9 protein-coding genes are annotated in these 13,998 nt (G+C 60.6%); 6 read left to right on the top strand and 3 right to left on the bottom strand.

Annotated elements, in window-relative coordinates; all coding sequences use genetic code 11:
* Nucleotides 1–366: 366 nt before the first annotated feature.
* Nucleotides 367–4,635 carry a strawberry notch family protein gene (locus B9A23_RS18870; protein WP_368655947.1) on the bottom strand — a complete coding sequence of 1,423 codons (4,269 nt, stop codon included), beginning with the start codon at nucleotides 4,633–4,635 and terminating at the stop codon, nucleotides 367–369.
* A gap of 114 nt (nucleotides 4,636–4,749) precedes the next feature.
* Nucleotides 4,750–5,016 carry a WGR domain-containing protein gene (locus B9A23_RS18865; RefSeq protein WP_084280716.1) on the bottom strand — a complete coding sequence of 89 codons (267 nt, stop codon included), beginning with the start codon at nucleotides 5,014–5,016 and terminating at the stop codon, nucleotides 4,750–4,752.
* Between the two features lie 663 nt (nucleotides 5,017–5,679).
* Here B9A23_RS18865 and B9A23_RS18860 point away from each other — a divergent pair.
* The 3 genes from B9A23_RS18860 to B9A23_RS18850 all read left to right on the top strand — a co-directional run bounded on the left by B9A23_RS18860 (nucleotide 5,680) and on the right by B9A23_RS18850 (nucleotide 9,270).
* Nucleotides 5,680–6,831 carry a replication initiation protein gene (locus tag B9A23_RS18860; protein ID WP_176218071.1) on the top strand — a complete coding sequence of 384 codons (1,152 nt, stop codon included), beginning with the start codon at nucleotides 5,680–5,682 and terminating at the stop codon, nucleotides 6,829–6,831.
* Between the two features lie 169 nt (nucleotides 6,832–7,000).
* Nucleotides 7,001–8,203, top strand: a complete 1,203-nt coding sequence (locus tag B9A23_RS18855; protein ID WP_084280715.1) for an AAA family ATPase — start codon at nucleotides 7,001–7,003, stop codon at nucleotides 8,201–8,203.
* Between the two features lie 47 nt (nucleotides 8,204–8,250).
* Nucleotides 8,251–9,270, top strand: coding sequence for a ParB/RepB/Spo0J family partition protein (locus B9A23_RS18850; RefSeq protein ID WP_084280714.1), 1,020 nt, complete (start codon nucleotides 8,251–8,253; stop codon nucleotides 9,268–9,270).
* Here B9A23_RS18850 and B9A23_RS18845 read toward each other — a convergent pair.
* Nucleotides 9,230–10,048 (bottom strand): MarR family transcriptional regulator, encoded by an 819-nt coding sequence (locus B9A23_RS18845; protein WP_254895195.1) that lies wholly within the window; start codon nucleotides 10,046–10,048, stop codon nucleotides 9,230–9,232. The two genes, B9A23_RS18850 and B9A23_RS18845, sit on opposite strands and share 41 nt — an antisense overlap.
* 232 nt (nucleotides 10,049–10,280) lie before the next feature.
* Here B9A23_RS18845 and B9A23_RS18840 point away from each other — a divergent pair, with 232 nt between their 5' ends.
* Genes B9A23_RS18840 through B9A23_RS18830 form a run of 3 tightly spaced genes read left to right on the top strand, consistent with a single transcriptional unit; the run spans nucleotide 10,281 to nucleotide 13,989 of the window.
* Entirely contained in the window at nucleotides 10,281–11,957 is a 1,677-nt protein-coding gene (locus tag B9A23_RS18840; protein WP_254895194.1) for a Mu transposase C-terminal domain-containing protein, read from the top strand.
* The gene (locus tag B9A23_RS18835) at nucleotides 11,930–12,784 is read left to right on the top strand and encodes a TniB family NTP-binding protein (protein ID WP_084280711.1); all 855 of its coding nucleotides are present in this window, start codon (nucleotides 11,930–11,932) and stop codon (nucleotides 12,782–12,784) included. The genes B9A23_RS18840 and B9A23_RS18835 overlap by 28 nt, the downstream gene beginning before the upstream one ends.
* Nucleotides 12,781–13,989, top strand: coding sequence for a hypothetical protein (locus B9A23_RS18830; protein WP_084280709.1), 1,209 nt, complete (start codon nucleotides 12,781–12,783; stop codon nucleotides 13,987–13,989). The genes B9A23_RS18835 and B9A23_RS18830 overlap by 4 nt, the downstream gene beginning before the upstream one ends.
* The last annotated feature ends 9 nt before the right edge of the window (nucleotides 13,990–13,998 follow it).

Raw genomic sequence — 13,998 nt, 5'->3', positions numbered from 1 at the left:
CCGGCCATCATTGTGGTGCACAGCTGCCACTAGATGATGTAGCGGGAATAACGGTGTCTGCGGCTCGCTGATTAGCGACTACGCCTTCGGACGCGGGGATCCCCGACCGCAGAGGTAATCACCGAAGTGCGCCAGTGCTCGACTGTCGACCGGTTTTGACAGCCTGGCCCGTTTTTTGTCCCGGTGTTGACACCTGAGCCGGAAACCTTTTGCCCCAGACCCCCATCCGCCCCATCTCACGCTAGCTAAGGCGGGTTGCGGCGAAGCCTGCCGTTTGAGCGGCGCACGTCGAACGGCAGCATTGTCCCACTCCTCGCCATTCCATGCTGCACAGATGGATCATACCAAGAGGAAAACCGTGGGGCGTTAGGGCTCAACCGGGAAAGTCGGCATCGATGGCTCCGGCATAGCTGCTCCACATGCTCGAAACAGTGCTCTGATGACAGACGGCGCTGCCTCTATCGGAATAAACGCCCGGGTACGAAACGAGATGATTTCCGTGAAACAGCCGATGCTCTTGAGCCAAGGCAGCTGATCGACAGGCGCCCTGACGATTTCGTAGCGCTGCTCGCCTGCCACGCGCGACCATCTGATGGTCGCCTCGAACGGCTGCTTGATAGGGACTGTCCGGCCTTCGCCGAGCGCCTTGATGATCGTATCCGGGGTTAGTTCAACGGTGGAGGCAATGTCGAACTTCTCGAGCAGCTTCGCCACATCGAGTTCGTGGACCATGCGGCCGAGCCAGCTTCTGCCCTCCTCGTCGACGATCCGCCGAACCTCCAGATAGTCGATAGGCAGGCTCGACCAGATCGGCAGGAGAAGTCCGGTCGCAAGGTACACGGTCTCTGTCGTTAGCCGTTCGGCAAGCTCCGCAACCTCGCTTTGCCACAGCTTCTCGAAAGTCCGGCGCGGAGCTTCTTCCCAGGCCGATTCCGCAAGGTCATCGAAGTGGTGGTATTCGCGCCGGAGCGGACGGTGGAGGATAACCCGCCTGATTAATTCGCCCTGTTCGGTCATGAAGTGCCGCGAAGGTTCGGCCAGGGCTGCTTTCCCGCTCTTGGTGTTTTGGAGCAGAATGCAGCCGTCAGCGTAGTCGCGGCGATCAAGGACACGCTCAAGGGAGATCGGCCGTGCTCTCGTCTTGAGAGCCAGCTGCAGCAAATGCGACGTGGCACCGGTTCGCTCGTCGGTCCGCAAGACTATGTCTTCGACAACCTCGGCCTGTTCGACCCGCAGGGTCTCGACGCCAACATCGAGCGAACCGGCCTCGCGCGCAGCCGACACCCGCGCTTCGACCAACCCCAGAAATTCTTCGAAGATCGCATTCTGCATTCCGATCGGCAGCGCAAGGATGCGGTTGAGCCAACGCTGGATTGGCGGAAGGTCCTCTTCGAGAACACCATCTTCGGAGACAATCTTGAGCCCGCTCCGGCGCTGGAAATCGATCAGCGTTGCGCTCTTGAGCTTGCCGTCCGCCAGCAAGGCAAACCAGGTCGAGAGAGCCGCCTTGGCATATTCGCTTTCGAGATTGTCGGCAGGGTCAAAGAGGTTCTGGCCGCCAGTCTGGCGTTGGCCTCGCGTCAGCGCCCCCAAGCTGTCGAGCCTGCGCGCAATGGTGCTTGTGAACCGCAGTTCCCCCTTGCAGTTCGTGGTCACGGGTCGGAACAGCGGTGTGTTGGCTTGATGGGTCCGGTGCGTTCGGCCCAGCCCCTGGATGGCTCGGTCTGCTCGCCATCCCGGCTCAAGCAGGAAGTGGATTCGCCGCTTCTGGCAAGCTGCGTCAAGGCTGGCATGGTACGATCGCCCGGTGCCGCCCGCGTCGCTGAAGACTAGGATCGGCTTCCTGCCATCCATGAACTGGTCTGTCTCGGACTGGTTCGTCCGCGGCGAGCGGGTCTCGAGCCGCTGCTGGCCGTCGCTCTGGTTTATGAGCCGCTTGCTGCGTCCGGTCACCTCGGCGACCTTCTCCGGTCCATAGTGCTCGATGATCCCGTCCAGGGCAGGCTTGATCGGCGGCATGGCACACAGGTGCTCGATCATCTCGCCGCGGCGGGCGATCGCAGTCTGGTTGTGGACTGGACGGCCCTCTTCGTCGAACATCGGTGCCGAGCGCTGGGTGCCGGTATCATCGACGAATACCTGCATCTGTTGCGTGGGGAAGGCGCGCTCAAGGTACTCAATCACCGCGTCGAGCGGGCTGAGATCGAGGTCGAGCTCCGCGCGCTCTTCTGGCGAGAGGCTATCGAGACGGCGATCGAGGATGCTTTCGGCGGTCGAAACCAGTTGAACGACAACCACCTCATCGCGGTCCAGATGGAGATTGATGGCAGCAATCAGCGTGGGAAGCTTCATCGACAGCAGCAGCTGGTTGAAGAACCGCTGCTTGGTGCTTTCGAACCGGCTCCGCGCTGCGGCTTTCGCACCGCTGTTGAGCGTTGCTCCGTCGATTTCGTCGACGACGCCGGTCAGCTCCAGTGCCTCCTCAAGGTTCTGATGGATGATCGCCCAGGCGTCGGCATAAGTGTCGTAAACGGCGATCTGTTCGGCTGTCAGATCATGTTTCAGGATGTCGTATTCGACGCCTGCGAAGCTGAGTGCGCGCGCCTGATAGAGGCCCAGTGCCTTGAGGTCCCGCGACACGAGTTCCATCGCAGCGATGCCCCCTGCCCTGATCTGGCTGATGAAATCTTCTCTGTTGGCAAACGCGGTGCCAGGTCCCCACAGACCTAGCCGCACGGCATAGGCAAGGTTGTTGACCTCCGAGGCCCCGGTCGCAGAAGCGTAGAGAACCCGGGCATCGGGCAGATTGTTTTGCAGCAGCACGCCGGCGATGCCCTGCAGCGATCCGCTTTTCGTGCCCCGGGCGCCCTCGCCCCCTGCAACACCGCCCATCTCGTGGCTCTCATCGAAGGCTATGACACCATCGAAATCCTCGCCCGCCCAGTCGAGCAGCTGCTTCAGGCGCGTAGCGTCCTGACGCTGGCTCCGAAGGGTTGGGTAGGTGACGAACAGGATTCCTTCACGGAAAGGAACCGCCTGATCGATCTTCCAGTTAGAAAGCGGCTGAATGTCGGCAGCAAGGCCGCCGATGGCACTCCAGTCGCGTCGCGCGTCTTCGAGCAGGCTTTCGTTCTTCGAGATCCAGATGGCCTTGCGGCGTCCCGCAAGCCAGCCATCAAGGATGCAGGCGGCGATCTGCCTGCCCTTCCCTGCCCCCGTGCCATCGCCAAGGAAATAGCCTTTGCGGTAGGCGCGCCCATGCTCGTCGAGTTGCAGGCCAACGCCTTCTTCAGCCGGAACGAACAGGCCAGGCAGATACTGCTGCCACGCGTTCCCGGCATAGATGGCAGTTTCGATCTGGGCCTCGGATAGCAGGCTTTCCTGCAGGACCCGGTCCTGCAGCGCCGGGACATAATCCGGGATTGGAGCAGGGATTGATCCCATGGCCACGCTTTCGACGAGCGGCGTCGGATGCTCGCGTGCACCAACAATGTCGACCCGGCTTGGCCGGTACGGGATGTAGACCCCGCTTTGCTCACCGAGCACGCGCGGCTTGTCCAAGGTACTGAACGCCAATGCTTCGATCTTGGGGGCTTGGGCTGCCCTCGCTTTGACGGGTTTTGTGATCGGTGTTGCCCGCATGGCTTTGAAGAGCGCACCCGGCTTTGCTTTCGGCGGCACCGCGCGCGGTTCGCAGTCGGGCTGGGTTGTGACACGCTTGATGATGGAGACCGCAGACGCGACGTCTGCAACCGTCTCCCGCGCCAAAACTGCTGGTCTGATTTGCCCCGGGATCTTGTCGATCACGTACAAGCGCACGGCCACGCTGGTGCCTTGTTTGTGATAGCATTTATCGAGCCGGATGGATGTGCGGACCGTGCAAGAGGCAAAGGTGTCTTCGTAGATTTTCGCAAGCTTTGCGCTCGTCGTGAACCAGTCCGGCATGATCGCGACGATCCGTCCCCCTTGCCTGAGGCGCGTTATGGCAGCGCGCAGGTGACGCACCGCTGCGAACTCGTCTGCCCCTCGTCCCATTGACCGGGAGAACGGCGGATTCATCAAGATGAGGCTTGGCTGCACAGCCGCGTCGAGATGGGAGGCCAGCATGGCTCCATCCATCCCTGTGGTGGTTGCCTCGGGAAACAGCAGAGCCAGCTTCTCACGCCTGCGCGGATCGATTTCGTTGAGATGCAATGCGCTGACATCGGGCAAAGTTGCCACGAGAGCGCCATGTCCGGCGCTCGGTTCAAGAACGATATCAGTTGCGAGTGGCTGCGCCAAAATCACGGATAGCGCTGCGAGGTCTGGGGGCGTCGAGAATTGCTGGTACCTGATCTGGTCTTCACTTCTGACCGTATGTGTCGGCAGTGCCTCGATGAGCGCGCTGATCTCCGAAATCTGGTTCAGCATCTGAGGTTTGCTCAGCAGTCCGGCCATGTGGCGCGTCAATGCCGCCTCGAGCAGGTCAAAAGCGTCCCTCTGGCTCCAGGCGCCGTTTGCGGAGCCCTCCCCGTAGAGTTGGCGCATCGTCTCAAACAGGCGTTGCTTGTTCGCTATTCCGGTGGCGATGGCGTGCTGGATTTCAGTGATTGCTGCGTCCAGCTTCTGGCTGGATTGTTCAAAAAGGTCGGTCACGGTCTGCTCCTGATGCTGAACCGCATCAGGCCTTCCCCCTCTCCCTTTGGCGAAACTGGGGAGTTTTATGGAGAAGTGTTCAGCTCTGAAGAGCCGCCTAAATGTTGAGGGAAGTCACTCGACTGCCTGGTAGCGAACACCAATCCGCTTGAATGCGCTTTCGCGCCGGATCCGGATCTGCTGTGCGATTGTGTCTGCCTGTCTTCTGTCCGGAAAGCTGGTGGTCACCCCCTGCCCTTTTGTACCAATTCGTCCCCAGCGCCGCTCAACGGTTGTCCAGCCAAACAGATCGGTCTCAACCCAGAGGTGATAGTCGCGCGCGACGTTGCGGGACGGGTCTACTGCTTGCCAATGCCACGACTGGTTCTTCGGTGTCTCCATATGAAACCGGTGGCAGAAGGCTGAGCATTCGGTCCAACTGGAAATCTGAATCACAGGAGCGTCTGTGATTCATTTAGGCGATTGACCACAGGCTCGTGTTTTAGAACGGGTGCATGGATGTTTCGTTGATCTGAGCCGAGAATGCTCCTCGCGACGTCTCGTAATCTCCAAAAACAATCATAAAAAAACGCCGCTGCTTGCAGCGGAAGGATTCATGATTCTAAAGATTCAGATTCGGAGCGTAAATTGGTAGTGAAATCAGTTGCCTACGCTGGTTTGCCTGACCAGTTGGGGGATTTTACCTGACTTGCCGGGGGCTTAACCCTGACTTGCCGGGGGCTTAACCCTGACTTGCCGGGGGAACTCACCTGACCTCCTGGGGCCTTCCTGACCTTTTGGGGGCAGCCGTCTAGATGTTGATGGGTCGCCCGCTGGGCCGGATTTTTGGGTCTCGCAGGCATCAAAATCAAGCGCCATTTTAAGCCCTGCTGGAGAACCTAGCGACTCGCGGTTTCTTGGGCGATTCAGACCCGCGATCCGACCAACTCAATCCTGACCTCTTGGGGGCTGCGGCCATCTCTATATCCTGACCTGACTTGACTGATGAGGTCAGGTCAGGCAGCAATCAGCATACCAAGAATCAAGCTTTGATCGCAATATGGCATGGAAACGGATGTTAGCCCAATAGCCGAGGCTCCTGAAGAGAAGCCCGAGGAAGGATCCCCTGGCCGTGCGATGCGGGTTGCTACCGCGTTGAAGGCAAAGGGCGGCGACGAGTTTGCCAAGCCAGGCAGCATCATCGAAATCAAGTTTGTCAAAGGCGAATCTCTCAGTCTGACAGCTTCGCGACTACTTGCTCTCATGATCCTCACAGCTGGGGGTGACGCCTGGGAGGATCGCCCTCACCGCATACGTAAGGCGGACATTCGGCGAGGCCACAAGGGCAATGAGCGAATTACCGAGATGCTTCAGGAACTGCACCGAACGCTGTTTGCCGTCGACGACAAATCCTGGCGGGGAAAGAAGGCGACGCTCCTGTTTTCCCTGATCTCGCGGTCGAAGGAGGAGACAGATGAGGAGGGCGGCGAGACTGGATGGATCGAGTGGGAATTCACTCCTGATGCTCGCAAGCTCATCCAGGCATCAGAAACCTATGCTGTGCTCAATCGGCAAGCGGTGCTTGGCTTCCGTTCGAACTATGCCTTGAAGCTTTATGAGCTGGGAGCACTCCGACTTCATCGTCGACAAGCAACTTGGCGGGGAGACATGCAGGCGCTGCGCGCAGCATTGGGTATTCCACCAGATGTTTACACAGACTTCGCTCAACTTCGGCGCAAAGTTCTGGAGAAGGCGAAATCCGAAATTGACCAGCTAGCTCACTTCCGTGTTGAGTGGCGGGAAATCAGGCAGGGTCGAACAGTCACGGAGATCGAGTTCCGGTTCGAGCCCAAAGGCGCGCCGGAAGTGCTTGAGACTGTCGACGAGCTTGATCGTCATTCAGCTGGACGCCAAGCGAGGCGTGAAGGGGCTGTAGAGAGCGTCACAGTGGGGCAGGGGGCTATTCCGGCGCCGCGAGGAGCAGTCTCAGTCAAGAAGCCATCCGAGGTGACATTTCCAGTGGGAACGCTGCGCTTTGGTCATGACGACCTCCTTGAGATTGGCCGCAGGCATGGCGGTGGTTGGGACGTAGATCTGATCGCCAACGGCTTTCGCGAGCATATGGGCGAGCGTTTGGAGAAGCTTCGCGGTGCGAAGTTGATCGCCGCCTGGAAAGGGTTTTGTGAGGGGTGGTTCAATCGCCGGGGCCGACCCTGAACGGCAGAAATTGCACGCGTGCAATTTTCGAAGCCCCCACCGAGTCAGGATAGGGCGCGGCGGCCCAGATTTCTCACCGATAACGCGCTCCAACTTTCGAAATTCCCGATTTTCTTGACCGAAAAGCGCAATTCGGTGTAGCACATGCGGAATTGCGAAAGGAAGGCATGTGTCAAACGGACTTCAGATTGAAGAAGCCGAGCGTTTGGTCTCGGTCGCGACGCTGGCCAGTCGAACCTCCTCGGTACTCGAAAAGCTCCGGGATTCCGCGCGAAGCGCTAGGGCAGATGACCGGCGCGAGCCAACCTTTACAATCGGGAAAGCGGCCGAACTTGTGGGCCGCACGCCGGCTGCTATCCGTGATGCGGAAAAGGACGGCCGCCTGCCAGAGCCTGCAAGGACCGACAACAACAGGCGAGAGAGATATACGCTTGCCCAGCTGAATGACATGCGCGGCGTCTTCGGGACGAGACCCTATCGGGCTCCAAACGATCCCTGCTGTGTCGTGGCCGTTCAGAACTTCAAGGGAGGAGTTGGTAAGTCGACTTTGGCCGTTCACCTCGCTCAGTATCTGGCCATCAGAGGCTACCGTGTTGCACTCGTCGATTGCGACAGCCAAGCCTCGGCGACGACCCTTTTCGGGTATGTGCCCGATCTCGACCTCACCGAAGATGATACCCTCTATCCGTTCCTTCGTGAGGGGGAGCGATCGTCTCTGGACTACGCTCTCCGCAAGACTCACTTCGACGGTCTGGAGCTCATTCCCGCCAACCTTCGTCTGTTCAATTCCGAATACGAACTAGCCGCACGGATGGCACAGGGGAACGGCGCGCTTCTTGACCGCCTGAAGGAGGGAATTGAGAGTATATCGGATCGGTTCGATGTCGTGGTGATGGATCCGCCGCCTGCCCTCGGAGCGATCTCGTTGTCCGTGCTGCGGGCCGCTAACGCATTGGTCGTGCCGGTTCCGCCGACTGTTATGGATTTCTCCTCGACGGCTGCATTTCTCTCGATGCTAGATGAGACGATTGAGCAGCTGGCAGACCGTGGCCTCGCTCCAGAGTTGAAGTTCCTCCGCTTTGTCGCGTCCAAGGCCGATGAAAACAAATCGATGCAGAAAGAGCTGTTGCAGCTGATGCGGACGCTATTCGGCCATGCGATGGTTCGCACGCCTCTCAAGGACTCGGCAGAGATTGATAATGCTACGGCGCGGCTGATGACAGTCTATGAGCTTGACGGCCCTGCCACTAGTTCGGCGGTTCGCAACCGTTGCCTAAACTATCTTGATGGCGTGAATTCGGAAATCGAAGTTGATATTCGATCGATGTGGCCCAGCCATCAGAAGCGCCTCCGTCAGGAGGCTTTGGTATGAGCCGCTGGAAAATTGCACGCGTGCAATTCCGCTAATGGGAGGCTTGCATGAGTAGGAAGAACAGTGGTTTTGCGGCCGATCTGGCGGCAGGTATTGACCTGACCGAGGATACTGCTGCCCCTCGCAGATCGAGCATTGCCTCAAACGTGCTTACGGGGCGTTCAAACCGTCTTGCTGACCTGGCGTCGGGAGCGATTGTTTCTCGCACACATGAGCTTGTTGACCCAGCAAAGTGTCGGATGTGGGCAGGCCATAACCGCGACTATGCTCTGCTTAATGAGGAACGCTGCGCGGACCTTATTGAGAGTATCAAGGCTCAAGGGCGGCAGGAGATACCCGCGATCGTCCGTCGTCTATCCGGAGATGACGGGTTTGAGTTTGAAGTCATTTGCGGAGCGCGCCGACACTGGTCGATCAGCTGGCTGCGCTCGCACAACTATCCAGACTTCAAGTTTCTCGTCGATGTACGCGAGATGGGCGATGAAGAGGCCTTCAGGCTTGCTGACATTGAAAACCGGGCAAGGGATGATCTTACCGATCTCGAACGCGCAAAAGACTATCTGCGCGCCCTGACGGCCTATTACGATGGTCGGCAGAAGACGATGGCGGAAAGGCTTAAAGTCTCCGAAAGCTGGCTAACGCGGTATCTCGATCTGGCACGGCTGCCAGATGGGCTGACCAGGGCATTTGCCAATCCGCAGGAGCTTGGCATTCGCAATGCGATTGCGCTCAAAGCGCTCCTCAAGCCTGAGGATCGACGGGAGCGCGCCTTCCGTGAGGCGGAACGTCTTGCTGCAGAGCGCGAGCAGACTGGCAAGTCGATGTCTGTGATTGAGGTGATCAAGGCGCTCGCTCTCGCGGCAGACCCCCCCAAGAAGTCAGGATCCCCCAAGAAGTCAGGAAAGCCTGAAACCTTGGCCAATGCCAGTGGGAAGCCAGTGCTTCGGATCGATGGGGCTGACCGTAAGGGCGTCCGTGTTACGTTGCTGAATAAGGGCGGCGCGACACGGCAGGAAGCGGAAGAGGCTATTCGCGCCGTTTTAGATCAGCACTGGCCGGCAATATAGCGCCGTCGGTCTGCCGAAGGAGCGCCATATGTGCCTCCTGAAGCGAAGCTACCGATTGAGAAGCAGTGCGCTTCGTTACACCAAGTCCCCGAGCGAGCTCAGCTCGGGTAAGTGGGCCCAGGCTGACGATCATTCGCCAGGTCTGCGGAGCAGTCGAAGAGGCGTACAGCCCAGAAAGTACCTCGTCGGCCCGAACGACAGCCCTTCGCAGGAAGCGCAAATCTACCTCAGCCATTTCGCTGGCTACCTGAAGCGCGGCGCGAAGCACAACGGGCAAGGGCTCTTCATGGAGTTCACGAAACACAGCCCGCGGCATGACCCCAGCAAGCGCCATTGGAGCCGACCCCAGCCCAAGCAAGTGTGGCCGCACGGCGGCCGCAAGCGACGCAGCCCAGGCCGCCCCCCGCGGCGCCGAACGTGTGACCGTGAACCCACTGACCTGGACCATCTCACTGCCGCCTTCAAGAAAGTCGATTTCCTCAGTCCGCAGTTCCGCCAGCCAGTCAAGGAGGGTGCCCATCGGATCGCGGCTCGGCAGCAGCGCATCGAGCCGTTCGAGCGCGCGATCAGCATGCCTGTATGTCTCGCTGAATCCTTCGGAGTGACTTTTGGCGGCCATGACCAGCTTGGCGGCATGGGCGAGGGGAGGGTGACCTCGCCGGCTGATCCACGACAAGAACTGACGGCGTTCTTCGGAATACCACGAGCGCATAAGCTCGTCGGCCTCGATCCCCGGATTGTGTTCAATTCCAATATTATCAAACGGATAATCGCGCACATGCACGCGCCAGAGGCGCCGGAGTGAGGCCAGCGCAAGGCATTCGGACAGCTCGGGCGAGATGAAGGGGTGTCACGGGACAAAGAAGTAAACAATCAACGTAACCTATTGATATAAAATCATAGAGTGACGAAATCAGTGCATGAAATCCTGGCACTGAAGTATTTTGGCTTCTCAATTACGTCAAAATAGACGACGCTGAAGCGGTCCATAGATCGGTCGGAGTATTCCGGTGATCGAACGAAAACCACCCCGAGCCGCCAAGCCTTCCGCAGCGGCGCTGAAAACCGGTGCATATCTGTACGCGGTGTTCCGGCGTCATGTTTCGCTGGAGGGTCCGCTGGCAGCAGCGTCGGTGGCCGCAATCAGCGAAGAAACGGATCTCGGCGAGCGACGGATTCGCGAACTTGCCCGCCGGTTCCGGGAGCATCCTATCGCGGAGAGTCTCGCGCCTCGGCCAAAGGGGCCGAAGCCCGGAACAAGGCATGCGCCGCCCGTAATCTTCACGGCGATCGACCAGGAGATCGAGGAGATTTTCCTTCATCGTCCGCGCCCCAGCGTGCGGGAGGCTGCCAACCAGATCCGCAGCCTGCTCATCGCGGACAACGGCGATTACCGGTTCAAGCGTGGAGATGTCCCGAGCGTTCGGACCATCGAGCGGCTGATCGGCGATATCAGCTCACCGCAGCTTGCGCGCTCGACCATGGGGTCGAAGCGGCGGACGGCATACGAACCGCATCCCGGCCAGTACCAAAGCAACGGGTTCCTAGACCTCGTGCAAATGGACCACTCGCCGGCCAACGTCATGCTCGTCGATAGCGTGCGCCGAGAGGCCTTGGGGCGACCGTGGGTTACACTGCTGATCGAGGTCTGGAGCCGCTGCATTCTGGGGTTCTATGTGAGTTTTGGGGATCCCTCGATCTTCCGCTGCGGTCGGGCGGTAGCCAACGCGCTGCTCCCCAAGCAGCCGTTGCTGGCGGGTCTCGGCATGAATGAAGACTACCCGATTCACGGGTTCTTCAAGCGGCTGCATGCCGACCATGCAGGCTCTCACCGGGCAGAAGTCTTCCGAAGCGCCTGTCACGCCTACGGGATCGATCCGGACATCCGACCGCGTGGCCCGGCCCATTTCGGGGGCCACATCGAGCGACTGATCGGCACCATGTGCGAAAAGATGCTGCTGTTACCGGGCGCAACCGGGGGCGACGTCACGAAGCGCGATGGCCACGACGTCGAAGCGGCCGCCACCATGACGCTGGAGGAGTTTGAGCGCTGGTTCGTCCGGGAAATCTGCCGCTACCATCACACCCCGCATGACGGGTTGGGGCGGATCGCGCCCGCGCAGAGGTGGCAGGATGGGGCGGCGGAACATGGCGCTCTCGTTCCTCTCGGGATCGACGTCGCGCAGTTGACCCGCCGGTTTCTGCCGTGGGTCGAACGCACCATAACCGCTGGCGGGGTCCGGATTGATCACCGCCGATACTGGCACGAGAGCTTTGCGACCCGGCTTGGGCTCAAGATCATGATCCATGTCGATGAACGCACGATCCAGGAGGTCTATCCGCAGATCGATGATGCCCTTGTCGCGGCGTGTGTCGTCGGTTCGTACCCGCACGTCACCAAGGTGGAGTGGGATGCCGCTGCCGCCGCGCATCGCCGCCGCGGGGCGGCCTATCATCAAGGCAGCGGCGAGGCTGAGATTGCAAGGCTCGTCTACGCCAATCGCCAGGAAGTGCGGGCCTCGAAGATCCGGACCCGGCAGCACCGCCAGGGGCGCAAGCGGCTCGAGCGCGAAGGTGTTTCGCACGCACCGCCGCCGCCAGCAGGCACTTCTGCAACCGGTGCGAGATGGCTTCCACTGGAGGAACTGGGAGAATTGGAATGGCTCAAGCCGATAAGCGAGGCTTAGCGTCGGCAGGCGCACTGCGGCAGGCCTTCTGGATCGATTTCGACGAGGCACGTGTGCATGTGAATACGCTGGTGGGGCTGGCCGGCGAGGATCCGGATGACCGGCCGACCTGCGTTGTCCTGGTCGGCCAGTCGGGGATGGGCAAGACATCGATCCTGAAGGAAGTGGGTCGGCGGATTGAGTTGGCCTATCCGGAACCAGCGGACTGGGGCGATGCGCGCTACATTCCGATGCTGCGTGCGGTCGTGCCCTCGCACCCGACATCGCTGCGGATTAACCTTGCGTTGTTGTGGAAGCAGGGCTGGCCGCTCACCCGCCGCACGCACCAGATTGCTGACCTCAAGGTAGCCGAACTGCTGGGTGAGCAGGCGACCAGGCTGGTTGCCATAGACAATGTCCATGCGGTGCTGACGGCCAGCGGACGGGCGCGGCGCGATGCGCTGGATTCGTTCAGGTTTCTGATGAGCGAGGGCAATGTCCACATGGTAGTTGCCGGGCTCGACATCGCCGCCGACATCTTCAGCGACGATGCCGAACTGGCGTATCGCTCGATCATCCTGCGCCTGACGCCCTGGGCACCGGGGGAGCCTTCGCAGCAGCTGATCCGGGTCCTGGCGCGCGGCATTGGCCTGAGTGAGCCGGACCGCTTCGCCGAACCGGAAATGGCCGAATTCATCTGGCGCACCAGCCACGGTGTGACAGGCAATTTCAAGCGCCTGCTGCACTGGAGCCAGCGGGTTGCGAGGGACATGCATGGGCGGGAGTACGTCGAATTCTCCGACGTCTACGAGGCGGCCCGACTGTTTCCCTGCTATATCGACCGGTGAGGCGGGAGGAATGGAAGAGGGATCCGGCTCCGCTGGCCTACCGGGTTCTGCCGCAGCCCGAGGAATTCTTCGATTCGTGGCTCGACCGGCTTGTCTCACGCCACGATACGACGCGCATCGGCTTGTTCGAATTTCTTGGCTTGGAGCCGGGGCTTGCCCGCCTCGATCTTGGCGGCGGACAGGTAGCCCGCACGCGCGCGGACGCGGGTGCGGCAATCGAACGGATTGCCTGGGCGGTGCAGTGCGAGGTGTCCGTCGTGCAGGCCACCCTCGTTCCGGCTAGCGGTGAGTATCTGTTGCCGCCGCGCGGGCGCCATTATGGCTGTCTGAAATGCTGGCTCGAATTCCACCTGGCAGGCAAGCCGCTGGTGATCCTGCGCGAATGGACGCTTCGGCAAAGCTGGCTCTGCCGCAAGCATCAGGCCTTGCTGGTCGATCTGCGCGATGTGCCGCGCCGCGCCGTCGGGGTGATCGATCTTGCTTCACTGCGCCGCCTTGCTGCGGTGTCAGTGCGTGCACTTGAGCTGCTCGGCTTCGCCGAACCCCGTCTGCTCGGCAACCGTCATGCCGCACTGAAGCTGCTGGGGCAGGGCGCTGCCGAGCGTCCGCCGCCCGGGCTCGATGCCTACATGCGCGAGTTCAGCGCGAACCGTCTCCATGTCGTGCCTGCGCGCACGCTGCTGCTGGCCCACGCTCATTGCCACGACCGCGAGTTGCCGCGCCGCTTTGCCGCGACCTTCGCTGTGCCCGGGTGCCCTGGGGCCGAGCTGCCCCGCATGCCGCTCCCCAAGTCGGCGATGTCGAGGGCGATGCTCACAGTAGCGCTTCGCCGGGTTCATCGTCATCGTCTACGCAGACGGTATCGTCGCCTTGAGGCGGCAGCGCAGAGGCTGAGCGCGTTCAGCTATCTGGCGCGGGTCGACCGTGACGGACCTGACTGGCGCCAGCGCGCCCTGCATGCCCTGGGCGCGGAGAGCCGACAGCGGCAAAGCCGTGCAGAAGCGCTCGCCAGTCTCCAGCTCGCGAGGGATTTTGCGATACAGGCGGAACTGCGGCGACGGCCGCGCTGGGACAGCGAACCATTTGATCCGGCCTGCTGGGGATTTGCTCTTCCGACAGCCCGCGCACTCGAATTGGCCGTCGCCAGGCTCGAAGCGAAGGGTGAAAGGTCGCCCGCAGTGCCAAATCATCAAATTTCGCCTTGAGGGGCCCGT

This window comes from Novosphingobium sp. B1, assembly GCF_900176395.1.
Lineage (GTDB): Bacteria > Pseudomonadota > Alphaproteobacteria > Sphingomonadales > Sphingomonadaceae > Novosphingobium.
Note: the sequence above shows the minus strand (reverse complement) of the source record. Positions and strands in the feature narration are given on the sequence as shown.

Excerpts from the sequence above, each read along its gene's own strand:
- B9A23_RS18865 (WP_084280716.1), bottom strand. The coding sequence starts at position 5,016 with ATGGAGACACCGAAGAACCAGTCGTGGCATTGGCAAGCAGTAGACCCG.
- B9A23_RS18860 (WP_176218071.1), top strand. The coding sequence starts at position 5,680 with ATGGAAACGGATGTTAGCCCAATAGCCGAGGCTCCTGAAGAGAAGCCC.
- B9A23_RS18850 (WP_084280714.1), top strand. The coding sequence starts at position 8,251 with ATGAGTAGGAAGAACAGTGGTTTTGCGGCCGATCTGGCGGCAGGTATT.
- B9A23_RS18835 (WP_084280711.1), top strand. The coding sequence starts at position 11,930 with ATGGCTCAAGCCGATAAGCGAGGCTTAGCGTCGGCAGGCGCACTGCGG.